The 23,668-nt window shown below is 68.0% G+C and carries 21 protein-coding genes; 7 read left to right on the forward strand and 14 right to left on the reverse strand.

Going from position 1 to position 23,668, the window contains the following annotated elements; translation table 11 throughout:
• Nucleotides 1–36: 36 nt before the first annotated feature.
• Nucleotides 37–408: a hypothetical protein gene (locus D105_RS0103755; protein WP_018867095.1), complete on the reverse strand. Its 372-nt coding sequence runs from the start codon at nucleotides 406–408 to the stop codon at nucleotides 37–39.
• Nucleotides 409–604: 196 nt separating this feature from the next.
• On the opposite strand from D105_RS0103755, the gene D105_RS0103760 reads away from it, so the two are divergent.
• Nucleotides 605–1,252: an ERCC4 domain-containing protein gene (locus D105_RS0103760; RefSeq protein ID WP_018877540.1), complete on the forward strand. Its 648-nt coding sequence runs from the start codon at nucleotides 605–607 to the stop codon at nucleotides 1,250–1,252.
• 244 nt (nucleotides 1,253–1,496) lie between these two features.
• Here the strand turns inward: D105_RS0103760 and D105_RS0103765 are convergent, their stop codons facing one another.
• From D105_RS0103765 to recC, 5 genes are all read right to left on the reverse strand, one after another.
• Nucleotides 1,497–1,886 (reverse strand): type II toxin-antitoxin system VapC family toxin, encoded by a 390-nt coding sequence (locus tag D105_RS0103765; RefSeq protein ID WP_018877541.1) that lies wholly within the window; start codon nucleotides 1,884–1,886, stop codon nucleotides 1,497–1,499.
• Entirely contained in the window at nucleotides 1,870–2,136 is a 267-nt protein-coding gene (locus D105_RS0103770; protein ID WP_018877542.1) for a type II toxin-antitoxin system Phd/YefM family antitoxin, read from the reverse strand. Before D105_RS0103770 ends, D105_RS0103765 begins: the two co-directional genes overlap by 17 nt.
• 94 nt (nucleotides 2,137–2,230) lie before the next feature.
• Nucleotides 2,231–4,342: an exodeoxyribonuclease V subunit alpha gene (gene recD, locus D105_RS0103775; protein WP_018877543.1), complete on the reverse strand. Its 2,112-nt coding sequence runs from the start codon at nucleotides 4,340–4,342 to the stop codon at nucleotides 2,231–2,233.
• The gene (recB, locus tag D105_RS0103780) at nucleotides 4,339–8,043 is read right to left on the reverse strand and encodes an exodeoxyribonuclease V subunit beta (RefSeq protein WP_018877544.1); all 3,705 of its coding nucleotides are present in this window, start codon (nucleotides 8,041–8,043) and stop codon (nucleotides 4,339–4,341) included. Before recB ends, recD begins: the two co-directional genes overlap by 4 nt.
• The gene (recC, locus tag D105_RS0103785) at nucleotides 8,040–11,528 is read right to left on the reverse strand and encodes an exodeoxyribonuclease V subunit gamma (protein WP_018877545.1); all 3,489 of its coding nucleotides are present in this window, start codon (nucleotides 11,526–11,528) and stop codon (nucleotides 8,040–8,042) included. The genes recB and recC overlap by 4 nt, the downstream gene beginning before the upstream one ends.
• A 176-nt stretch (nucleotides 11,529–11,704) precedes the next feature.
• Between recC and D105_RS0103790 the strand changes: the two genes are divergently transcribed.
• Nucleotides 11,705–12,958, forward strand: a complete 1,254-nt coding sequence (locus tag D105_RS0103790) for a NupC/NupG family nucleoside CNT transporter (protein ID WP_018877546.1) — start codon at nucleotides 11,705–11,707, stop codon at nucleotides 12,956–12,958.
• Between the two features lie 40 nt (nucleotides 12,959–12,998).
• Here D105_RS0103790 and D105_RS0103795 read toward each other — a convergent pair whose 3' ends face one another.
• Nucleotides 12,999–16,370, reverse strand: a complete 3,372-nt coding sequence (locus D105_RS0103795; protein ID WP_018877547.1) for a bifunctional diguanylate cyclase/phosphodiesterase — start codon at nucleotides 16,368–16,370, stop codon at nucleotides 12,999–13,001.
• 270 nt (nucleotides 16,371–16,640) lie between these two features.
• On the reverse strand, nucleotides 16,641–17,138 hold the full coding sequence (locus D105_RS0103800; RefSeq protein WP_019558144.1) for a DUF302 domain-containing protein: 498 nt from the start codon (nucleotides 17,136–17,138) through the stop codon (nucleotides 16,641–16,643).
• A gap of 211 nt (nucleotides 17,139–17,349) precedes the next feature.
• On the opposite strand from D105_RS0103800, the gene D105_RS0103805 reads away from it, so the two are divergent.
• Together D105_RS0103805 and D105_RS0103810 are read left to right on the forward strand one after the other, a co-directional pair.
• A complete protein-coding gene (locus D105_RS0103805; RefSeq protein WP_018875679.1) occupies nucleotides 17,350–17,574 on the forward strand; it encodes a hypothetical protein in 225 nt (74 codons plus the stop codon).
• Between the two features lie 50 nt (nucleotides 17,575–17,624).
• Complete coding sequence (locus tag D105_RS0103810) at nucleotides 17,625–17,831, forward strand: hypothetical protein (protein ID WP_018875680.1); 207 nt, start codon at nucleotides 17,625–17,627, stop codon at nucleotides 17,829–17,831.
• Between the two features lie 844 nt (nucleotides 17,832–18,675).
• Here the strand turns inward: D105_RS0103810 and D105_RS0103815 are convergent.
• A complete protein-coding gene (locus tag D105_RS0103815; RefSeq protein ID WP_026280403.1) occupies nucleotides 18,676–19,101 on the reverse strand; it encodes a restriction endonuclease in 426 nt (141 codons plus the stop codon).
• 307 nt (nucleotides 19,102–19,408) lie between these two features.
• On the opposite strand from D105_RS0103815, the gene D105_RS0103820 reads away from it, so the two are divergent.
• Both D105_RS0103820 and nadS read left to right on the forward strand, forming a co-directional pair.
• Nucleotides 19,409–19,747 (forward strand): type II toxin-antitoxin system RelE/ParE family toxin, encoded by a 339-nt coding sequence (locus D105_RS0103820; RefSeq protein WP_018875682.1) that lies wholly within the window; start codon nucleotides 19,409–19,411, stop codon nucleotides 19,745–19,747.
• On the forward strand, nucleotides 19,744–20,028 hold the full coding sequence (gene nadS, locus D105_RS0103825; protein ID WP_018877550.1) for a NadS family protein: 285 nt from the start codon (nucleotides 19,744–19,746) through the stop codon (nucleotides 20,026–20,028). The genes D105_RS0103820 and nadS overlap by 4 nt, the downstream gene beginning before the upstream one ends.
• A 167-nt stretch (nucleotides 20,029–20,195) precedes the next feature.
• On the opposite strand, the gene D105_RS0103830 is transcribed toward nadS, so the two are convergent.
• The 5 genes from D105_RS0103830 to D105_RS0103850 form a co-directional block, all read right to left on the reverse strand.
• Nucleotides 20,196–20,603, reverse strand: coding sequence for a type II toxin-antitoxin system VapC family toxin (locus D105_RS0103830; protein WP_018867110.1), 408 nt, complete (start codon nucleotides 20,601–20,603; stop codon nucleotides 20,196–20,198).
• 3 nt (nucleotides 20,604–20,606) lie between these two features.
• The gene (locus D105_RS0103835) at nucleotides 20,607–20,843 is read right to left on the reverse strand and encodes an AbrB/MazE/SpoVT family DNA-binding domain-containing protein (RefSeq protein ID WP_018867111.1); all 237 of its coding nucleotides are present in this window, start codon (nucleotides 20,841–20,843) and stop codon (nucleotides 20,607–20,609) included.
• 229 nt (nucleotides 20,844–21,072) lie between these two features.
• Complete coding sequence (locus tag D105_RS0103840) at nucleotides 21,073–21,624, reverse strand: sugar transferase (protein WP_018877551.1); 552 nt, start codon at nucleotides 21,622–21,624, stop codon at nucleotides 21,073–21,075.
• Nucleotides 21,625–21,752: 128 nt separating this feature from the next.
• Entirely contained in the window at nucleotides 21,753–23,066 is a 1,314-nt protein-coding gene (locus tag D105_RS0103845; RefSeq protein ID WP_018877552.1) for a type II toxin-antitoxin system HipA family toxin, read from the reverse strand.
• Complete coding sequence (locus D105_RS0103850) at nucleotides 23,066–23,314, reverse strand: helix-turn-helix domain-containing protein (RefSeq protein ID WP_018877553.1); 249 nt, start codon at nucleotides 23,312–23,314, stop codon at nucleotides 23,066–23,068. Before D105_RS0103850 ends, D105_RS0103845 begins: the two co-directional genes overlap by 1 nt.
• A gap of 157 nt (nucleotides 23,315–23,471) precedes the next feature.
• Between D105_RS0103850 and D105_RS15025 the strand changes: the two genes are divergently transcribed.
• On the forward strand, nucleotides 23,472–23,668 hold a 197-nt coding region (locus D105_RS15025), incomplete at its 3' end, for a transposase (protein ID WP_038032703.1).

Consider the following 23,668-nt stretch of genomic DNA (forward strand, 5'->3'; position numbering starts at 1 on the left):
CGGGAACGCACCGCCAACCTGGCGGTACGCATCGCATCAGTAGCCGGTGCGACCGTGCACGTCCGGCGGCGCCTCACGGGTCAGCATTGCCCAGGTCAGGTGGGCCATCACCTCCGGCGCCACCACCGTATGGCGGTTGCCGGTGTTCTGCATGCCCTCGCGCAGCTCCTGGCGCACCTGCGGCTGGCCGCTCAGGTCAAAGATCACGTCCACCTGGTCGCCACGCGCCACGATATCCGCGACCGACTCCAGCGGGATACCCTTCTCCTCGGCCAGCCGGCGGCCCTCCGTCTCGGCTTTCTCCGAGACCGCGCAAAGCGTCATCCCCGGCAGGCCGGACTCGAGCAACATCTCCAGGAAACGGCCGCCCACCCGGCCAAGCCCCACGACTGCAATGTGAATCGACATAAACACTCCATCCTTTTGGTTTTATTGTTGTCTCCATACACGCACCGCAGGCGCCACCCGCGAAACGTGTCCCCTGACTGTAGGCGATCCGCACCGCGCCTGCACGGCATCCCTCGCCCCGCCCCGCATCCGGCCATTTGGCGCGTATGGCCCCACGCCCTAAAGTGCCCGCAACCCGTCAACGAATGGAGCCACCATGGACAACGTGCACCTGCCGATCCGCGTCGACCGCCGCGAACAGGGCAAGATCATTCAGCGCATCGAACGCCTGGAAGGGGTGGAACTGGAATTCACCGACCTCGATGTCGGCGACTACCTGCTGCCCAACGGCGTCGTGGTCGAGCGCAAGTCCGCCACCGACATGGTGCTGAGCGTGGTCGACAAGACCCTGTGGGAAAACGCCGCCAAGCTGAAGGCCAACCACAGCCAGGTGGTCTATATCGTCGAGGGGGACCTGTACGAACCGCGCTTCCACCAGCAGGCGCTGGATATCCACCGTGCCCTCGCGCACCTGACCATCGCCCTCGGCATTAGCGTGCTGCCCAGCCCGGATGCCGACAACAGCGGCATGCTCATCTACCTGCTGGGCCTGAACGCCCAGATGGAGCCGGACCCGGCCGATCGCCCCACCAAGCCGGACACCCGGCGCAAGGCCGCCGAGTTCATCGTCAGCGGCCTGCCCGGCGTCGAGGCCGACACGGCACGCGACCTGCTGCGCGACCTCGGCAGCGTACGCGACATCATCAACGCCGACGCCGCCACCCTCGCCCAGACCGACGGCCTCGACACCGAACGCGCCGAACGCATCGAATCCGTCGTCACCTACGGCAGCCGCACCACCTGAACGCCCCCAAGCCGCCAACCACACCACCCCCTGTGGGAGCCTGCTTGCAGGCGAAGCCCCTGCCCACGCCCGCCGCCGGCAAGGCCGCCACAGGAAGACACGAAGGCCGGAAGTAAGTGGATGAGTTCGCCCTCGTGCAGGTAACCCTACAGGCTCCGGACCGCCGAACTCACCTCGCCCGCCCACCGCTCCTTGTGCGCCCGCAAAAGCGGCTCGGGCGCGGGCACGCGCGTTCGTCGGTGTCTCACTGGACCAATTGAATGGGACCCGGGTAACGACCCACCTGGGCGTCGCTGGTCAGAAGCGTGTACCCCTCCGTTTCTGCCTGGGCGACCAGAATGCGGTCGAATGGATCCTTGTGAATATCGGGCAAATGGCTGACCGCCAGTGTGTGCTGACCCGTGATCGCCAGCTCCTCGTACCCGTGCTCCAGTAGCTCGCGACGAAGGACATGGGGCTCGACCACGAAATCGCTGCGCCCCAGCCCATTCTTGATCACGATTTCCCACAAGCTCGCCGCACTAAACGCGATTGCGTTATCCGGATTCTGGATGACCTCGCGAGCACTAGCGGGCAACTTTGGGGAACCGGCCGCCGCCCAGAGCAGCAGATGCGTATCAAGAAGCAGGTGCATTCGACTTGTCGCCCTGAAACAGGGCTGCGATCTCCGCCTCGCCCATCCGATCCAGATCGTCCGGAATTTCGAGCTGCCCCTTGAGGAAACCGACCCGGTCCGCAGCGGATTCTGACGAGGCCTCGATACGTGACATACGCGCAATGGGCTTGCCCGCCCGGGCGATCACTACCGGCTCGCCCCGGCTGACCTTCTCCAGCAGCCTGGAGAAGTGTGTCTTTGCCTCATGGATGTTGACCGTCTCGGTCATAATGCCTCCGTCAAGGTTAGTCCGAATGATCAGACTAACTAATCAGGGGCGCACTCGCCATTCCTTGACGGGCACGTCGAACACGAGGAAGTCTCTATGACGCATCATCCAGCCACCGGCGCAAGCCGCCGCTGCGGCGGATCTGGCGTTGACTGGCCGCGGCCAGGGTGCCCGCGCGTGGCTCGAGCAGGCTGAACCAGCGGCTGGCGCGGGTGATCGCGGTATAGACGAGCTCGCGCGTCAGGATGGGGCTGTCGGCCTCCGGCAGCACCAGCGCGACATGCTCGAACTCCGAGCCCTGGGCCTTGTGCACGGTCAGCGCAAAGGCGGTCTCGACGGCCTCCAGCCGGTTGGGCAACACCCAGCGCACGCGATCCCCCGCCGCGAGAAAGGCGACGCGCAACACCGGCGCCGCCGCCTCCGGACACCCATGATCCCCGGTCGCCTCGGGCTCGCCCCGCGCCAGCCAGGCCGGAACGGCCAGGGCAATGCCGATATCACCATTGATCAGCCCCAGGGCATAGTCGTTGCGGGTCACGATCACCGGTCGTCCCTCGAACCATGGCGCATGCCCCTCTGACCCGCCGCCACGGCCGGCATCCACCTCCAGCAGCCCGCGCGCCTGCAGCGCCCCGGCGATACGCCGGTTGAGCGTCTCCAGCCCCCACGGGCCACGCCGCACCGCGCACAGCAGCTGGAAGCGCCCGTGGGCCGCGAGCACGTCCCGCGCCCAGTCCTCCCAGGCCGCCCGCGGCGCGGCCGGGGCCGGGCGGGCCGCACGCAGGCCCTGCAGATACCCGGAATAGCCCACTGCCTCGTTCACGGGCGTATCCGTGCGCCCGTCCACCGCGAGACTCACCAGTGCCGGGTCCTCCGGACCGGCGAGCACGCGCTGCAGGACGGCATCGTCCCCGCCCGCTTCGCTCGACGACTCGCCCGCGTTCACGGCGGCCGCCAGCCGCCCGATCCCGCTGTCCGCGCCGAAGCGATGACTCTCGCGCAGCATCACGATGTGCTGGTCCAGCGCCTGCCCGTGCGCATCCTGCATCGCCGCGGGCATGGCCATCCCGGTCACCGCTTCCAGCCACTGCGCGGTCTCCGGCGTGTAGTGCCCACCGCCGGCGCGGTGACACAGCTCGCCCAGCACCGCGCCGGCCTCCACTGATGCCAACTGGTCGCGATCCCCCAGCAGAATCAGGCGCGCCGTGCGCGGCACCGCGGCGACCAGACTGGCCATCAACTCCAGGTCGATCATCGAGGCCTCGTCCACCACCAGCACGTCCACCGCCAGGGGATTGCGGGCCCCGTGGCGGAAGTGCCGGGTATCCGGCCGCGCGCCCAGCAGCCGGTGTACCGTCACCACCTCCGCCGGCAGGTTTCGCCGCAGCGCATCGCCGTCCGGCAGCGTCTCCAGCCCCAGGCGGTCCAGCGCCCCGCTGACCGAGGCGTTCAGACGGGCCGCCGCCTTGCCGGTGGGCGCGGCCAGGCGAATCCGCAGCGGGTCTTCGGGCCCCTGCAAACCCTGCAGCAGCGCGAGCAACCGCAGCACCGTGGTGGTCTTGCCCGTGCCCGGCCCGCCGGTAATCACGCTGAAGCCGGAACCGGCGGCCAGGGCACAGGCCAGGCGCTGCCAGTCCGGGTCGGCGGTCGCATCGGCCGAAACGCCGAACAGGCGATCCAGCCAGCCATGCGCCGCGTCCACATCCAGCGCGTCCTGCCAGGCGCCCCGGTCTTCAAGCCGCGCGCGGACCGCCTGTCCGATGCGGCGCTCGGCCTCCCAGTAGCGGCGCAGATAGACCTGCCCTCCAGTGAACACCAGCGGCGTCGTGCCCGCCTCGCCCGGTCCGGCCAGGGCACTCCCGTCCAGGGCCTGCGCCACCTGCGCGCCCGACACACCCTGCAGGACCGCCGAGGGCCGCGGCGGTGGCTGCGAACCCGGATCCCCCTCCGGCGGCAAAGCCAGCGTGGCATCGGGCGTCTCCAGCAAGGCCTCCAGCTCCAGACACACATGGCCGCGCCCGACCTGATGGCTGGCCAGCGCCGCCAGCAGCAGGGCCAGCGGCGATGCCTCCGGGGCCTGCTCGTGCAGAAAGCGCACCAGGGCCCGGTCCACGCCGCGCAGCCACCCGGCCGCCTCCCACTCGCCCAGCAGCACCATCAGGGTCTGCACGGACCCCAGCGTCCCGCTATGCGACACCGCGCTCATGCCACCCCCTCCCGGTCGGCGCCGTGCGTCATCCAGCGATCCAGCTGCTCGATCAGCGCACGCGGCGGGCAGTGGTGGAACACCCCGTGGCCCGGCGCATCCACGCCGCGCAGGAACAGGTAGACCCCGCCGCCCATGTGCTGGTCAAAGTCGTAGCCCGGCAGGCGAGCGCCCAGCTGGCGATGCAGTGCCAGCGTGTAGAGCACCAGCTGCAGGTCGTAGCGATGCTCCAGCACCGCCGCGCGCAGGCGCTCGGCGGTGTAGGCCCGAGCCGAGGGCCCCAGCCAGTTGGACTTGTAGTCCGCCACGTAATAGCGCCCGGCGTGCTCGAACACCAGGTCGACGAAGCCCTTCAGCATCCCGTTCAGCGTCACGTCCCCTACCGGCGGGCGCCGCTCGCCCGGCAGGATCTGCGCCCGCACCGCCTGATCCAGATCCCCGGCCCTGAGGCGGCGCGCCGGGTACAGAAACTCCAGCTCCGGCTGATACGTGGCCAAGCCCCCCAGCGAGAACGTCCCGCCCTCCTCCAGCGGGAAGCCGGCCGTCAGCAACTGCTGCATCCAGTCCGTGACCACCGTGGACCACTCGCCCCATCCCCGGCGCTCGCAGCGCGTTTCGATCTCCCGCGCCAGGCGTTCGGGCTGCGCCACCTGCGCGGCGAGGCCCTGCTCCGCCGCCCACTCCAGCAGCCCGTGCAGGAAGGTGCCCGGTCCCGGCCCGCGAGGGAAGGCGTGCAGCCCGCTGGCCGCGCGTGGCCCGGCCTCGGGCTCGAGTTCGGGGAACTCCACGGCCTCGCGACCCGCATCCGCGACGCCCTCGCGCAGCACATCCTCGCGTGCCGAGTCGGGCGCGACCGGTGCCACACCGTCGTCGTGCGCCGCAATCGCGCTGTAGCTGGCCACCCACCAGTGCTCGAAGCGCCGCGCCGGCGCTTGCCGGGCCGGCCCGGTGGTCGGGGCATTGGCGCCGATCTGCACCGCAGCGTCGCGCACTTCCGGCAGCGGGCCCACCCGGATCGCCGGCTCGTCGCCCGCGGCGGTACGCAGTGCCTCCTCCAGCCCGCCGTCCGCAACGCCCTCGGGGCCGGCCAGCAGATACCCGGCTGCGGTCTGGTCGAAATGGTTGGTCTTGCTCCTTCCCGAGACAATCGGTGCAATCCCCAGCCAGCAGGCATGGCGCGCCCGGGTCATGCCCACGTACAACAGGCGCAGGTCCTCGGCCAGGCGTTCGCGCTCCGCCCGCCGGTACACCGCGTCATCCATGTGGAACACCCAGCGCGCCCCGCCCTGCGGCGGATGGTCGCGCCAGGGCACGTCCTTCTTCGCGTCCGTGGGCCGGAAATTGCAGGCAAACGGCAGGAACACCAGCGGATACTCCAGCCCCTTGGACTTGTGCAGCGTCACCACCTTGACCAGGTCCTCGTCGCTCTCCAGGCGCAGGATCTGCTCCTCGCCGGTCTCGCCGTCGCCGTTCCGGTGCTCCATCACATGCCGGATCAGGGCCTGCTCGCCATCCAGCTCCGCGACCGCCTGCTGCAGCAGCTCGCTCAGATGCAGCAGATTGGTCAGCGCGCGCTCGCCCTCCGCCGTGGCACGCAGGCGCCGGGGGACCTCGAAGTCATGCAGCAGCCGCCGCAGCATCGGCAACACCCCGCGGGTCTGCCACAGGCGCCGATAGTCGCGGAACTGTTCCACCCGCGTCTCCCACGCCAGCTCGTCCACCGTCAGCCGGTGCAGCTCGGTCAGCGACTGTCCCAGCGTCGCAGTGGCCAGCGCCGCGCGCAGCAACCGCACGCTGGTGGGCTCGGCACAGGCGCGCAGCCAGCGCAGCAGGTCCCCCGCCTCGTCGCTGGCATACACCGACTCGCGATCCGACAGGTACACGCTGCGCACGCCGCGCCGGCGCAGTTCGGCGCGGATCGCGTCGGCCTCCGCGCGGCCGCGCACCAGCACCGCCATATCACGCGGTCGCACCCCGGTCAGGTCCGCGCCCTTGCGAAAACCGCAGGTCCCGGCGACACCGCCGTTCAGCAGCTCCACCATATGGCTGGCGCAGGCCTGCGCCATGCGCTCGCGGTAGGCGCCCTTGGGCACCGGCTCGCCGGGGTCATGGCACCACAGCGTGACCGCCGGGGCCGCCTCCCCGTGCTGCTCGAAGACCTCCGCGCGGCCATTGGCCGTAACCGGTACGAACGGCAGCGGATTCTCCGCGCCAGTGCGGAACAGGAACGCCCCGTCCGCCCAGCCCTCGGCATGCCCGAACAGCCGGTTCACGCCATCCACCAGGGCCTCGGTGGAGCGGAAGTTGCGCTCCAGGGTGTAGTGGCGCCCGGCGGTGGCCGTACGCGCCGCCAGGTAGGTATGGATATCCGCCCCGCGAAAGCCGTAGATCGACTGCTTGGGATCGCCGATCAGCAGCACGCCGAGATCAAGCGGGTCCTCGTCGATGCAATAGACACGCTGGAAGATCCGGTACTGCACCGGATCGGTGTCCTGGAATTCGTCCACCAGCGCCACCGGGAACTGCGCCCGCAGGGTCGCGGCCAGGTGCTCGCCCCCCGGGCCGTCCAGGGCATCGCGCAGCCGGGTCAGCAGGTCGTGAAAGCCCATCTGCGCGCGCTGGCGCTGGGCCTGACGAAAGCGCGCGTCCACCTGGCGCGCCGCCGCCTGCAACAGGCGCTCGCGGTCATCCACGCAGACCTCGGCGTGATCGTCCAGTCCCGCAAAGGCCGGATGCAGATCCTCCGGCAGCGTCTGACCGCCTTTCAGCCGGTCCTGCATGCCGGCCGCACTGAAACGCAGCAGCGGGGAGTCGCCGGAGACGCCACCGGGCCGCAGCGCGCCCGGATCCGCGGCCCATTCGCGCATCGCCCCCAGCAATTTGTCCGGGTTGCTGTACTTGCCCGGCTGCAGGACCGGGCCGCGCAGCGCGTCAAACTGCTCCTTGATCGCCTCGAAATCCTCGCGCCAAGGGCGCTTCATCGCCTCCAGCCGCGCCAGCTTACCGTCCAGCGCGGCCTCCAGCCCCTCCGGGGTCTCCAGCTCCGCATCCGCCGCATCCGCGGGCAAATGCCCGACCAGTGGCCGGATCTTCTGCAACAGGGTCTCCGGATCGGGCCCGAAGGCATTACGCAGCAGGGCCAGCGGCGCGGGCGGCTGTGGATAGACGAAGCGGCGCCAGTAATCACGCGCCGCCTCGGCCAGCAGCTCCTGCTGGTCGCTTGCCAGGTCCTGGGTGAACAGGCTCCCGCTGTCGAAGGCGTGCTCGCGCAGCATGCGGTAGCACCAACCGTGGATGGTCGACACCGCGGCCTCGTCCATCCACTCCGCCGCCAGTTCCAGCCGGCGTGCCGCGCCCGGCCGTTCCGCCTCGCTGTATTCGCCGCGCAGCTCCCTGTGGATGTCCTGCACGCCCGGCACCGCATCCGGATCCTCCGCGCGGAACACCCGCGCCGCGATCGCCAGGGCGTCGCGGATGCGGCTGCGCAGTTCCTGGGTCGCGGCATCGGTAAAGGTCATCACCAGGATCTGCGGCGGCGTCAGGGCGCTGGTGCCCTCGGGCAGCTCGCCGTGGCCCAGCACCAGGCGCAGATACAGCGCGGCGATGGTGTAGGTCTTGCCGGTGCCGGCGCTGGCCTCGATCAGGCGGCTGCCGTGCAGCGGCAACGTCAGCAGGTCCAGCTTGTGCGCGGTGGCCGTCATTCCGCGACCTCCGACTGGTTCACGACCACAAACACCGGTCGGTACACGCGGTCCCGCCAGAAGCCGAAATCGGGATCGGCCAGCAGGGTCTCGGGATCCGGCCAGGCCCGTGCCAGCGCGGGACTGCGCGACCACTCGCCAGGGCTGTAGTCGTTCCCCCGCAGGGTCTTCAACGCCTCGTCATACGGGTCCTTTTGCCCATCCTCCGCCTCCAGCCAGGCAAAAGCGGCGGCGCAGGCCAGCGGCAGCGGGCGCTCCTGTCCGGCCGCCCAGGCCTCCAGCAGCGTGCCCAGCAGTTCCTCCGCCAGACCCGACTCCAGCCCAGGGAGGGTCAGGCGTGTGTCCAGCGCGACCAGTTCGGAACCCACATCCCCCGCGCCGGCGTTGGCGAGCAGATGCATCACCCACGGCGCCATCAGCTTGTCGTAGCGCCACTTCTTGCCGTTGGCAATACGGCTCGCCGTGTAGTCCAGGCAGACCCGAACCCGACCCTCGCCATCGCCGCGTAGCGCGGGCGGCACCGCCTCCAGGCCCCAGTGCGCGTGTTCCAGGCGCAGCGGACGCCCCGCCTCCAGCCGTTCGGGATACAGCGCAAGGCGCTCGCCGATCCGCTCCAGCAGCCGCGCGGCCTCGTCCACCATCGCACCACGTTCCAGCTCGCCGGCCGCCCCCAGCGGCAGCCAGCCGGCGCGCTGCAGGCGTGCGGATTCGACCTGCAGGATCTCCGGCCAGGCGGCCGCATCCGCGGCGGTTTCCAGCGCGGTCGCCACCAGATTCTGGCGCACCTGCCACTGCTCCAGCCCGCCCAGCCCGAACGGCTCCAGGTCGTCACCGGGGGCCTCTTCTTCGTCGAAGAACACCCCCAGGCGATAACGAAAGAACGCCTCCACCGGGAAGCGCAGAAAGCGCGCAAGGGCCTCCGGCGCCACCGCGCGCGGCTCGCGCTCGGCCTCCAGCAGCAGGATCGGCTCGCAGGCGCCCTCGGCCGGGGCCACATCCGCGGCGTGCACGGCCTCCCATTCCCGGGCATAGGTGAAGTGCCGCTCGTCATCGTCCGCCGGGAAGTTCAGCGGCGAGAAGGGCTGGAGCGGGTGCCAGGTGGTCAGGTGTTCCACCAGGGCCGGTCCCGCCTCGGGCCCGTCAACCCCGGCCAGTCCCCAGCCGGCGGCCAGGTGATCGCGTAACTGCCCAACCAGCACCGAGGGCGGGCGCGGCTCGTTGTCGCGCACATGCCGCCCCACCCAGCTCACATGCAACTGGCGCCGCGCGGAGAGCAGCGCCTCCAGGAACAGATAGCGGTCGTCCTCGCGCCGCGAGCGATCGCCCGGGCGGTAGTCCTGTGCCATCAGATCGAAGTCCATCGGGGTCGGGCTGCGCGGGTAGTCGCCGTCATTCATGCCCAGCAGGCAGACCACCTGGAACGGGATCGCCCGCATCGGCATCAGGGTGCAGAAGTTCACCGAACCCGCCAGAAAGCGCTGCCCCACGCCCGAATCGTCCTGACTGGCCAGCCACTGCTCGCGCACCACGGCCAGCGGCAGCGCCTCCTCCAGACCAGCGGCCGCACAGTCCTCGCGCCACTGCTCCAGGGCCTCGCCCAGACGCTCCAGGGTGAACAGTTCGGCGTCCGTCTCCGGTGCGAAGAACTGTTCCAGCAAGGCGGCAAGCCCCGCCGCCCAGTCCCCCGGGGCATGTGCCCGGCGCAGCCAGCCCCAGGCGTCTTCCAACGCGGAGATCAGGGCCTCCAGCGGGCCCAGCAAGGCGGCGCTCAGCCCACCGATCTCGTCGTAGGGTTCCACCCCCTGCCACGGTCCCTGGTCGCCCAGGGCGTAGCCCAGCAGCATCCGCCGCAGGCCAAAGCGCCAGGTGTTCTGCTCCAGTCCCTCGGGCAGGCCCAGACCGGCGCGCTGCGCCGCATCCAGGCCCCAGCGCACCCCCGCGCCCGCGGCCCAGGCATGCAGCTGCGCCAGGTCCTCCTCGGCAATGCCGAAGCGCCGCCGGACCGCCGGCACATCCAGCAGGTCCAGCAGTTCGCTGACGCCCATCCGGCTCTCCGGCAGGGACAACAACTGCTCCAGCGCGATGAGCACCGGGTCGCGCCCGCGCGGCCCCTGATCCGACAGCGTGTACGGGATGAAACGCGGGTCGTCGGTCTCCGGCTGGCCAAACACCGCCTCGATGTGGGGGGCGTACTGGTCGATATCCGGCACCATCACGATCACGTCGCGCGGGCGCAGCGCGGGATCGTGCGCGAAGTGGTCCAGCAGCCGGTCGTGCAGCAGCTCGACCTCGCGCAGCGGGCTGTGCGCCACATGGAACTGGATGGAGCGGTCCGCGGCCGCAATCGCGGGCCAGGTCTCCCGCGTCTCGGCCAGCGGCCGCAGCGCGCGGATGTCCTCCTGCAACTGGTGCAGCAGGCAGTCCTCCGGCCCGCGCGTGCCGTGCGGCTCGAAGACATCCACCCGCTCCCAATCCAGTGTGCGCAGCACCCGGCCGTAATGTTCGGGGTCATCGTGCTCGTCCAGCAGCCCGATGTAGTCGCGCCCCTGCTTGCCCCAGGCGGCCAGCAGCGGATGCGCGTGGTTGTGCAGCTGGGCCTCGTCCAGGGCCTCCGGCATCCCCGCCTTGCGCGCCTGGCGCCGCCGGGTCGCGCGCAGCAGGTCCTTGTCGGCCACGATGTCGGCCCAGTAGTACTCGCAGGGGTTGTGCACGCAGACCAGCACCTGGCAGAAGCGCGCCAGCCCCTCCAGCGCCTCCAGGATCTGCCCCGGCAGCGAGGAGATCCCGAATACAATGACCCGCCGGGGCAGACCCTCGGGGCGGCGCTCCAGCGTACGCACCGTATCCAGATAGCGCGCGTGTACCGCGGAGCGGCTCACCCCCTCCTGCGCGACACCGATATCCGCCTGCAGCAGCCGCCACAGCTCCGCCTGCCAGCGCTGCCCCGGCGCCAGGTCGCGCGCCTGCCCGCGCGCGTAGCGCAGCACGTCGCGCCCGGCCGCCCAGTCGGTCAGCCAGTCCGCGCGATACACCTGGTACTGATCGAACAGGTCCGCCAGGCGCTCGGCGAGCTGGAAACGCTTGCGCAGGTCGCCGCCCTGGCCCGGGTCGTCGTCCTGCAGGAACTGTCCGAGCGGAGCGAAGGCCTCCTGCCCCAGGCACGTCGGCAGCAGGCGCATCAGCCGCCAGGTCAGCGGGCGCTTGGCATAGGGGGACTCCAGCGGCACGGCATCGGCCCCGAGCACCGCGCGGTAGGCCGACCACACGAAGCGCGACGGCAGCTGCATGTCCAGCGCGGCCGCGATCCCGCAGCCCGGCGGATCGGCATCCGGCGGCGCCGCCAGGGCATGCCGCAGCCACTGCGCCATGCCATTGCTCTGCACCAGAATGGTCTCGTTCTCCAGCGGCGTCAGCGGCGCCCGCCGCATCCACTCCACCGCCAGCGTACGCAGCGACTCCAGGTGGTTGCCGTGCAGTACCACCATCCCGGGTTGCAGTTGACCTGATTTCACGTGATCCCTGTCCTTGCACCGATCGGCCCTACCCTACCACCTGGGCCCGACAATTCCCGCCGCCCGGATCCCCCGAATCGCCTGGCGCGCCTGCCACCACACGCGGGGAGCGGTTATGCTCCCCGATTTTCCGCCAACGAAGGAAGCGTATGGCCATCCTGCAAGCCGCCCTGGGCCTGGTCGCGTTCATCGCGATCGCCTGGGTGCTCAGCGAACACAAGCGACGTTTTCCCTGGCGCGAGGTGCTCGCAGGTGTGACCCTGCAGTTCGCTATCGCCTGGCTGCTGATCGAAGTGCCCGGGACCCAGCGCTTCTTCGTCTGGGCGAACCAGCTGGTGATTGCCCTGACCGATGCCACACGCGCCGGCACGTCCTTCGTGTTCGGCTATCTGGGCGGCGGCGAGGCGCCCTTCGCCGTGGAGGACCCGGCCAGCAGCTTCGTGCTCGCCTTCCAGGCCCTGCCACTGATCCTGGTGCTTTCCGCACTGTCCGCCCTGTTATTTTACTGGCGCATCCTGCCCTGGCTGATCCACGGTGCATCGCGCCTGCTCCAGCGGATCTTCGGCATTGGCGGGGCACTCGGGGTGGGCACGGCGTCCAACGTGTTTCTGTCCATGGTCGAGTCGCCGCTGGTGATCCGGCCCTACCTCAAGCAGATGAACCGCTCCGAACTGTTCGCCCTGATGAGCGTGGGGATGGCCACCCTCGCCGGGACCATGCTGGTCCTGTATGCGACGATCATCGGGACGGTACTGGACGACGCCCTGGGCCACCTGATCGTGGCCTCGCTGATCAGCCTGCCGGCCGCGCTGCTGATCGCCACGGTGATGATCCCGCCCACGGCACCGCCCACCAACGGCCAGCGCATCGAGGGCGAGGAGGGAGCCACCAGTGCCATGGATGCCATCACCCGCGGGACCCTGCGCGGGCTCGAGCTTCTGCTGCAGATTATTGCCCTCCTGATCGTGGTCATCGCCCTGGTCGCGCTGGTCAATACGGTGCTGGGCGCCCTGCCACCGTTCGCGGGCGCGGCGCTCAGCCTGGAGCGCATCCTGGGCTGGGTCTTCGCGCCGCTGGCCTGGCTGATGGGTATCCCGTGGGCCGAGGCCACGGCCGCCGGCTCCCTCCTCGGGATCAAGACGGTGCTCAACGAGATGGTCGCCTTCATGGCCCTGGCGGAACTGGAGGCGCAGGCGCTGTCCGATCGCAGCGAACTGATCCTGATCTACGCCCTGTCGGGCTTCGCCAACCTCGGCAGCCTCGGCATCCTGATCGGCGGGCTGGGAGCCCTGGTACCGGAACGGCGCAGCGAGATCGTCGCCCTGGGACTGCGCGCGATCGTGGCCGGCACGCTGGCCACCCTGATGACCGGGGCGGTGGTCGGGGTGATCCACCCCGCCTGAGGCCTCCGGACGCGGGGAAATCCACACCCCGAGCCGCTGGCTACTTCCGGTCGTCCGCCCCGCCCGGCAGGGCCGAGTTTGCAGCTTCCAGCAGCCGTGCAAACTCGGCCGCCGGCGCGGGGCGGCTGGCGTAGTAGCCCTGGTAGTGGTCGCAGCCCAGTTCGCGCAGAACGGCCAGTTGCTCGGCGGTCTCCACGCCCTCCGCCAGCACGCTCAGTCCAAGGCCATGCCCCAGCCCGACGATGGACCGGGCGATCGAGCGGTCGTCGGCATTGCCCGCGCCCTCTTCTTCGGCCAGGCCATCGACGAAGCTCTTGTCGATCTTCAGCGTATCCACCGGGAAGCGCTTGAGCTGCGCCATGGAGGAATAGCCGGTGCCGAAGTCGTCGATCGCGAAGTGGACCCCGCGCTCGCGCAGGCGCTGCAGGATGCGGCGGGCACGGCTCGGATCCGCCATCAGCGCCGACTCGGTAATTTCCAGCTCCAGCTGATCCGCCGGAAAGTCGAAGTCCTCCAGCAACTGCCCCACCTGCTGGTCGATGGGCACGCGCTGGAACTGCAGCGCCGAGACATTCACCGCCAGCCGCAGAGGCGGGTGCCCGGCGGCGCGCCACTGGTGTCCCTGCTCGATCACCCGGCGCAGTACCCAGCCGCCCAGTTCGACGATCAGCCCGGTCTGCTCCGCCAGCGGGATGAAGCGCCCCGGCGAGATCGGGCCCAGCTCGGGGTCGGTCCAGCGCAGCAGCGCCTCCGCCCCCAGCAGGCGGCCATCCGCGACGTGGTACTGCGGCTGGTAGTGCACCTCCAGCGCATCCTGCTCGATCGCCCGGCGCAGCCGCGCGGACAGGTCGATGCGCTCGCGCGCCGCGCGGGTGAACTCGTCCGAGTAGTAGCGATAGCTGCCGCGCCCGTCCATCTTGGCCTGCGACAGCGCGGTACTGGCCTGCTGCAGGAGGGTATCGGCATCCGCCGCATGCTCCGGGAACACCGCGATGCCCACCGTGGCGGTGACCTCCATCTCCATCCCGTTCCCGAGATCACAGGGGTAGCTCACCTCGCGGATGATGTTCTCCGCGACCAGCGCAGCGTCATCCACGTGGCCCAGGTTCTCCACCAGCACCGCGAACTCGTCGCTGGCCAGGCGCGCCACGGTGTCGGTCCCGCGGCGCCCCACCTGCAGCCGCTCGGCCACCAGGCGCAGCAGGCGATCCCCGGCCGCATGGCCCTGACTGTCGTTGATGTCCTTGAAGCGGTCGATGTCCACGAACAACAGCGCCAGGTGCCCCTGACGCCGCCGCATCAGCGAGATGCCGTGCGTCAGGCGGGCGCGCAGCAGGCGGCGGTTGGGGAGCTCGGTCAGCGGGTCATGGTGGGCGAGGAAGTCGAGCTCCGCCTCGGAGGCCTTGATCCGCGAGATATCCGCGAACACCGACACGTAGTGCGTCAGCCGACCCTGGCTGTCATGCACCGCGGTGATGCTCTGCAGTTCGGGGAAGATCTCGCCGTTCTTGCGCCGGTTCCAGATCTCCCCCTGCCAGTGGCCGTTCACCTGCAGCTCGCGGAACAGGTTCGCGTAGAACGCCTGATCGTGGCGGCCGGACTGGAACATCTTCGGCGTGCGGCCGACCACTTCGTCCTGGGTATATCCCATCAACTGCGTGAAGGCGCGGTTCACCGACAGGATGTGCGCGGTGGCATCGGTGATCACCACCCCCTCGCGGGTGTTTTCGAACACCACCGACGCCAGGCGCTGACGCTCCTCCTGTTCGCGCCGTTCGGTGATGTCCTCGACCGTCGCGACGACGCGGTCCAGCGCACCCTCGGGCGTGCGGCTGCACTTGACGTCGATATCCGCGACCATCACCCGGCCATCGCGCCGCAGCAGGCGTTTCACGACACTGTAGCCGCTGCGTTCGCCGCGCCGCATCTCGGCGTCCAGTTCCGCCTCGCAGCCTCGATCCTCGGGGGTCGCCAGCCGGTTCCAGTCCATCGCCGTCAGTTCGTCCGGGGCATAGCCCAGCATGTCCGCCAGGCAGGCGTTCACGCGCTCCCAGCCCGCGCCACCCGGCCCGGAAATCGCCATGCCAACGAACGGCATGTCGAAGAAGATCCCCAGCATCCGGTCCTGGTCGGCATGCGCCCGCACCAGCGCCAGGTTGCGCCGCAGCCATTGCTGGCGCCACAGCAGCCCGCCGGCCGCCAGCACGACCAGCCAGACCAGCAGCGTGGCCCCGGCCGCCCAGACCGCCTGCTGGCGGGGTGCCAGCTGCACGCCATCGAGATCCCGCTTCAGCACCAGGTCCCAGCCGGCCGGCGCCAGGCCCTGCACACCCGCGAAGAAGCGGCTGTCCGCGTTGTCGAAACGCTCGATCACCACCGCGTCGCGCGGATGGTCCAGGATCCGCTCGCGCAGCCGCGGGAACGCCGCCGGAGCCGGGATGATCACCCCGCCGGCTGCGCTGATCCGGGCAATCGTGGCCCGCTGGTCTCCGCCCCGCACCACGATATGCGCCTGCGCATCCAGCCCGTTGCGGCTCTCCGTCAGCGTCAACAGCGGATGCAGGCTCTCGACCGTGGACGACAGCAACACCAGCCCCACCACCGGATCGTGCGGCCGCGCGCGATCCCGCACCGGCACCGCCCAGCTGATCCGCGGGCGTCCGTCCGGGTCGGCATGCAGGATGGGTTCGCTCGTCTCCGCGCTGCGCCGCACTTCGCGCAGTACGGCATCCATCTGCGATTCATCCAGCGCGCTGCGCCCCAGTTCGATCACCGGCTGCCGATTAGCATCCAGCAGGGCAACACCGTCGTAGTCATAGGCCCGGCGCATCAGCTCCAGGCGATCACGCACCTGCTCCAGCGCCAGCACCGAGCGCCGTTCCAGCGCCGTCACCGCGAACAGATTGAATCCGCGCGCCTCGGCCAGCACCACGGCGTCCCCGGTACGCTCCGCCAGCCAGCGATCAATCACGCCCCCCTTCAGGAACGCCGCGCGTTGCAGGTCCTCGCGGGCCTGCATCTCGGCGGCCGCCACCTGCCACTGCCACGCGCCCAGCCCCACCGCCGCGGTCGACCCGATCACCGCGGCCGCCAGGGCCAACCAGGGCCAGTAGCCGAAGCGCCCGAGTGCCTGACGGGACCCCGCCACCGGTGCCTCCGGGTTCGAGGCCGGCAGCCAGCGCATCGCCGCGTACAGCAATACGCCAGAGACCAGCACAAACCCGATGCCCTTGCCCAGGTTCGCGCGGGTCAATGCGTCGGGCACGTCCGCGCCGGCCCACCACGCCAGCGCCACATCGGACAGGGCAATCCACAACACCCCCACCACGACATAGCCCCCGGCGATCCAGCCGGCCGCGAAGCGACGGGTCCTGCGGCGCGCGTCCGTCATCGACCGCACCCGCCCGCCCATACGGCAGACGCAAAAAGGCGCCGTGCCCCGTTTCCGGTCCGCACGGCGCCCCAAAGGCCTGGTTCAATGGTTGTCACGTCGTCAGTCGACACTGCCAAAGGCATTCGCACCCGCAAAGAGGTCTCTGTCCAAATCCGTTGTCACCGGCATACCGATGTACTGCCCGGCCCGAACAGCATGGGACCCGCCGAAGCGGGCCCCGCTGCATCCGTCGTCCGATCCTCACCGGCCTTTCTACCGGGGTTCAATACCGGACTGTACCGGATTACATTACTCGGCGACGGTCCGCTCGATGATCACCTCGATCTCTTCGGAGGACTTCTCCATCACCTCGGCCACACCTTCCGGCATCATCGGCAGAAAGCCCGGCACGTTCATCCGCGAGATGAACACATCGCCCTGGCTGTCCTGATAGATACTCACGCGGCAGGGCATGAACGCGGACACCGGACGGAAGGCATCCTCCTCCAGGATCTGCGCGCTGTAGCGCCCGCTGCACACATCCAGGATCACCACCGGATCAATCGTGAAACCGCGCTCCGACAGCGTACCGGCCATGTTGTTGCGGTTCAGGATGCTCCAGCCCGCCTCGGACGCCTGCTGTTCAAACGCGGCAAGTGTGGCCGGGAAGGAATGCGGGCTCGGCGTCACCTTTACCATGTCCGGCCGCTCGCCCCCATGACTGCCGGCCTGCACCGCACCGGCAAAGGCCAGCGCAACCAGCATCGCCAGAAGCGCGAGGAACCGCGCACCATGGCGGGTGGTCATCATAGTAGATTGCATCTTGATTTCTCCTTTCCCTACAAGCGGGAATCGTCGTGATGGTCCGCCTCTTCGTTACGTTGGAGACGTCACCTGCACAAACAGACTAGCGACAACGGCCTGCACCCGTATTGATGCAGGTCAACCAGACACGAATCAGACCCGTTCCAGACGGGTCCCACCGGCGCAGCGTCGCCGCAAACGCAAGGAGATCGACATGGAAGCCACACTGAAAAACGGAACGGTCACCCTGAAGATCGACAAGAAGGCCGCCAAGGACATCGCCGAAAACATCACCGAACTCGGCGGCGAAATCAGCAACGGCGCGCGGGCCCTCGGCTCCGTACTGCAGGAAGGCGTCTACGAACTGGAAAACGAATTCCGCCAGCCCCCGCACGCCTTCGACGAGCACGCCCCCAAACAGCCCTCCATCGAGGACTGACGCGCCCGCCACGGCCGCAACAAGCCAAACAAGAATACAAGGAGCACGACATGCACCTGGAAAAAGCCGAGAACGGCGAACTCGTCATCACCATGCCCGAGGCCGAAGCCGCCGACGCCCTGGCCACGCTGAAAAAGCGCGCCGACGAACTCGACGAATGCGAGGACCTCACCGAGGCCCTGGAAAACGCCGGCATCCAGCTCCCCGAACAACCCGACCACATCCGCCACGAATACATGCCCCCGGCGGACCACTAACCCCGCCCCACACTCCTGGGGCGGGCACGCTGTCACACCCCGGGGCGATGATTCGGGCCTATCCAGCACCCCATCGCCGAGAGGCTCGGCCCCTGCAGGCCCGAAAGCCCCGGACAGCGTAGGAGCCCAGCCCCCTGGGCGATCCGACCTGTCCAACACCCCAATCGCCGAGAGGCTCGGCTCCTACGCATCCCGACACCACGGCCCCCGTAGGAGCGTGCTTACACGCGAAGCCCCCGCCAAAGCCGCTCACGGAACACCATTCCGCAGCCCCCCACCGGCTCACAAGCAAGAAGCCCAAATAACCCCATGCCCCAAAAAGAGAAAGAGCCACCCCAGCATCCGTGCCCGGGCGGCTCTTTCAGGGGCATCCCTGTCCCCGCGACAAAAACTAGCACACAAAGTAGAGGATTCCACCCCATCCACGAAAAAAACGCCCAACGGTCGTTTTCGCCCCCTCAGTGGTAGTCCCACTCCCCACCATCGGACCAAATTCGAGCATTACCCGACACCGTCGCATATCCAGCATCCCGGCACCATGCTACAGCCCGCTACTCCCGGCTCCCCCAGATCCCGAATAACCGCAACGCCGTTTCCGCGACAACGCCCCCGATAAGCCCCCTGTAGGAGCGGCCTCGGCCGCGAAGCCCCCGCCAAAGCCCGAAAACCACCCGGTCAGGGCAAACACCAAACCACAACCCTTGCGCCTCTCCAGCCCGGCCCAGCGAAGATGCCGTAAGAACCCAGATCTCTCACGCCGGACCGCACCCAACGCCGGAGCCATTCCGGCGAAACCCCGGATAACCACAACGCGGTTCCCGAGATAACCATCGATGCACACAAATCAGCCCAGCAATGCCTGTGTCTCCGCGTCCAGCGCACTCCAGTGCTGGCGCAACCGCTCGGCCAGGTCCTCCGCCTCCAGCAGCATCACCGGCATCGGCAAGTCCGCTGCACGCTCCCGCGCCGCGGCCGAGAACCCGCCCAGGTTCACGTACATTCCCCGGTCACCGGCGCCGCGTCCGGTGGCAAAGCGCTCCAGCTCGACCAGCCCCGTTTCGACCGTTGAATCATTTGCCACACCCACCACCAGCCGCGGCACATCGTCACCCCCGCCACCGGCCGGAACCGTCACCCGCTCCAGCCACGGCCGGTCTTCGTCCTCCGACGCCTCGACCACCACATACCCCATTCCGCGCAACAGCCCCTGCACCAGCCGCATCCGCTCCGATGCCGCCAGTTGCTCCATCCGCTCAGCCCAGTCATCCATCACCATCTCCCGCATCCACCCCTCGACGCTAAGGGAAAGTCCCCACAGAAGCCAGACCCCCGCCCATCACGCGCCAAACACTGAACCATCCCCCTGTAGGAGCGGCCTCGGCCGCGAAGCCCCCGCCAACGTTCGATAACCACCAACCCCACCTCTTCTATGCCCCGAAGCCCCATCACCCGGCACAGCACCCGCCTCCTGCGCCGATCGGCAGAACCTCGACCGTATCCCGGCAAGACTCGCCCCAGAACACGGAATGGTGTACACTGTACGCTTGGGTGGTACAGACATAAGGACATGTCTCCACGTGCTCCATGCCATTGAATTCATTGAAACCCCAACGTTCACTCGGCAATTCCAGGCGATCGCTACAGATGATGACCTGAAAGAACTCCAGAACACGCTGATCGCCCAACCCGACAAAGGCGACCTGATCCAGGGAACAGGCGGCCTACGGAAAGTCCGCATCGGGTTGGGCCACCAGGGAAAGCGTGGTGGCGGACGCGTCATCTACTTTCTGGCGAGTGCGCAGATCATCTATCTGATTCTGGCCTATCCGAAGAACGTGAAAGACAACCTCACCGCCACCGAAAAAGTGGCCCTGAAAGCACTGACTTCACGGCTAAAAGAGGAAACTCCCCAATGAGCATCTACGACGAACTCCAGAGCTCACTACAGGAAGCCGTCGCCATCAAGCAGGGCAAGAAAGCACCCAGCCGCGCCACACGCCACGAAGTGGCGGACGTGAAGGCCATTCGCGCCCACTTGCACGTTTCGCAAGCCGAATTTGCCAAGGCCATGGGAACGAGCGTCGACACCATCAAGAGCTGGGAAGCCAAACGCCGCAACCCCACCGGACTTGCCGCAAAGGTCCTCGCCACCATCCAGGACAACCCCAGCTTTTACAGCGAAATCGCCGCGCACTGACCCGAGCGAAACGCAAAGAATCTTCGTATCCCCCGTAGGAGGCCAGCCCTCTGGCCGATGGGCTGGCGTGGGTGATCGGCCAGAGGGCTGGCCTCCTACGTCGAATACCGCCCCCGGTGGGGGCGACTCGCCCACGAAGCCCCCAACGCGCTACTACACACACCTGATCAATGCGCCGCCACCCAGTTCTCTACCTGCAGCCCGGATACGCGCTCGAATTCACGTCCGTTATTCGTGACCAGCACGGCCCCAATGGCCCGAGCATGTGCTGCGATCAAAAGGTCGTTTGCACCAATCGGAGTCCCTACGCCCTCTAGCTCGGCACGGATGTCACCGTAATGTTCAGCTGCTTCTTCCGGCCAGTCGCACACCCTCGCGAAAGCCAGAAAGCGCTCCAGTGCGGCCTCGCTGCGTTCCCTCTGATTCGACCGGCGAACCCCGTACCGCAATTCCGCCAGAACGACAGCAGAAAGGCCCACCTCCCCAACTGGGACACCCCGCAGCCGCGCATGCACCTCGGGTGGTCGGCGTTTCATGATGTAGATGCAGATGTTCGTATCCAGCATGTAGCGCATGGCTCACAACGCCTCGCGGTCCTGCGCCACGCGATCCTCGATCGAATCGGGAAAGTCATCCGGAAGGGTCTCTCCAGACCCCTGGAAGTAATCATCCCAGGATCTCGGCTTAGCCCGCAGGATCAACGCATCGCCACGCTTCTCGATAACCACTTCATCCGCATCGAACGCAAAACCCTTGGGCAGCCGAACTGCCTGGCTGCGTCCATTCCGGAACAAACTCGCCGTGCGCCGCTTCATCGCCAACCCCACATCCTTTGCATATGCCTAAAGCATATCCTCCACCCGCTCCCATTCCAAGGCCCCGCTGCCACGCCTGTAGGAGCCCAGCCACCTGGCCGATTGGACGTTGGACACGCCCCATCGGCCAGGAGGCTGGCCTCCTACAACCAATACTACCCCCCTGTGGGAGCGGCCTCGGCCGCGAAGCCCCCGCCAAAGCCCGAAAACCACCAAAGCGACACTGAACTTAACCCCGAATACGATCCCCGGAACCCTTCCCTGTAACGGTCAGCACCAGATACCGAAAATAGTCCCGCAGCGTCAGCGAACCGATCATCGCGGCATCCATCTCCACCAGGCGCTCCGGATCCGACATATCCACCCCGTTCACCTGCGCCAGCCCGGTAATGCCCGGGCGCACCGCAAACACCCCGCGCGCCTCGCGCGCCGCGATCAACTCCACCTGACTTGGCAGGCAGGGCCGCGGCCCCACCAGACTCATCTCGCCGCGCAGCACGTTCCAAAGCTGCGGCAGCTCATCCAGCTTCGTCTTGCGCAGAAAGCCCCCCAGCCGCGTCACCGACGAAGACTCCGCCAGATGCGTCGCCACGGACGCCGTATCCAGCCGCATCGTCCGAAACTTCACCAGCGTAAACACCCGCTGATACCGTCCCACCCGCTCCTGCCGAAACACCGGCGAACGCGACTCCATCCAGCCCAGCACCCACAACACCGCCATCAACGGCGCCGCCACCACCAGCCCCACCAACGCCAGCACCACATCCAGAACCCGAATCAAAACACCTCCTAAATCCCAACCAACAACGCCCCGTAGGAGGTCAGCCCCCTGGCCGATTGGACGTTGGACAGGCCCCATCGGCCAGAGGCTGGCCTCCTACACCGAGTGCCGCCCCTGCGGGCCTGGCCTCAAAGAACCCGCTCCAGCGACTGAATACCCGCTTCCACCGAACGCCGAACGGCGTCATGGATGCCAACCGGGAACCCCGCCGGCAATTCATATTCCACCCGATCCAGTGCGGATGGGGCCTGTAAAACCACAGATGCCAGGACCTCGTGCACCATCGCCGCAGGCAGACGGGCTGAAGCGCCCGTCTCCAGGAAGTGCCGGCCCTGGATGCTATCCACCCGATAGTGGTTGCACCGCCCCACAGCGAGCGCCAGCCGAACCTGCTTGCGCTCGACCTGTCGGCTGGCCACGCTGGGTAAAATCGTCAACACGTCATACAGCGGCGTCAGCCGGTACCCGCCGCCCGGTTGCAGGAACACACTGAAATTCTTGGCGTGCCCATCCGTGGCGCCGATCAGCCAGAACAGGACTTGCGCCTTCAGCACCGTCGCCTGGTCCGCCCCCGGCGTATCACTGCCCCGCAACAGCCCCAGCACATCCACCAGCCCGGGGCCACCTTCGCTCTGATACTTGCGGCTCGGCGGCACGCCCAGTGCCTGGCAGCAGTCTTCCTGCGGCAAGCGCAGCAACCGCCCATCGCGCGCCCAGTGTCGATCAAACCGCTCCACTACCAGCGCCCGCGCGCGCCCAAAGCGCCCGATGTCCGCACGCGCCACCGGCATACCGAACGCCGCCAGCAATCGCAGGCAGTAAAACTCGTTCTCCACACTATCCGACAGATCCAGCCCGTTGGGTAACTGCCCAATAGCGGGCTTCAGGATATGCGTAGTCGGCGTCGAGCCATGCGGCTTGAGCCAGCGACCCTCATGCCAGAGTAGTGCCGTCTTCTCCTGGGCACCAGCAATCGAAATGCGGAAAGCCTCGTCGCTACCCAGACCCAGCGGCGCCTGGGCCAAACCGCCCAGCAGCTGTTCGATGCCCTTATCATCGACCGGCTCCCCACGAATCCCTCCAGCGGGCCCGGATTCCTGCGCATCCGACAGCGAAAACTGCAACGCCCCCACACAGTCATGCCCGATCGCCGCCAGCAGGCTGTAGGCATCGGTGCCGGCCGCGCCCACGCGTTGCGCCACACGCCGCCGCAGGGCATCCGCATCCGGCAACAGGTTCTCGAACACCGCGGCCACGGGCGCACCGTGGTAGGCATCTTCCCGCAACGGAAGCGACAGCGAGACCGGCAGCGCATGCTCCCAGCCCAGCCAGCTGGCGTCATACCGAAACCGGATCGCCCCGGCCGCCGACTTCTCCAGAGACCCCACCAGGCGACCATTCAGCAAGACACGCAGCGGCGGATGGCGGCGCGTGCGCGGCATCAGAAGATTTCTTCAATGGACGCAGTCGACCGCGCACGGGGAGCAATCTGAAACTCCAGATCCAGCGCCGCCAGAACCGCAAGCAACGTCTCCAACCGGGTGGCCGGGTTTCCGTTCTCGATCAGGGAGATCGTCTCCTGACGCAAGCCCGACTTCTCGCCAAGCGCGGCCTGCGTAAGGCCCTGCTTTCGCCGGACCCGGCGCACAATCGTCCCAATCTGCTTAGGTGTTCGCGCAAGCAATGTCATAACGCCCGATTATGCGCCCAACCCGATAACCAATCAATATCGGAATCAACCCATAAAAGTAGTGTGCTGAGTTATGTGCAGAAGCTGGCAGGAGGTGAGCGGCCATGGTATTCGGGTTGGTTAGCGACCACCGGAACCCCTCAAGGAGGGCGAGACCATGACCACTCACAAGAGCCAGGCTACTGCGGATCGCACGTCACTGCGAGCGTTATTGGGGACAGACGAGGAACTGATGCGCACGCTGGTGCGCGAGGCGGTCCAGCAGGTTCTGGAAGCCGAGATGAGCGACCAGCTCCAGGCGGCACCGGGCGAGCGCACCGAGGGCCGCCTGGGCTACCGGGCCGGGTACTACCC

It is taken from the genome of Thioalkalivibrio sp. ALE28, from assembly GCF_000377425.1.
Lineage (GTDB): Bacteria > Pseudomonadota > Gammaproteobacteria > Ectothiorhodospirales > Ectothiorhodospiraceae > Thioalkalivibrio.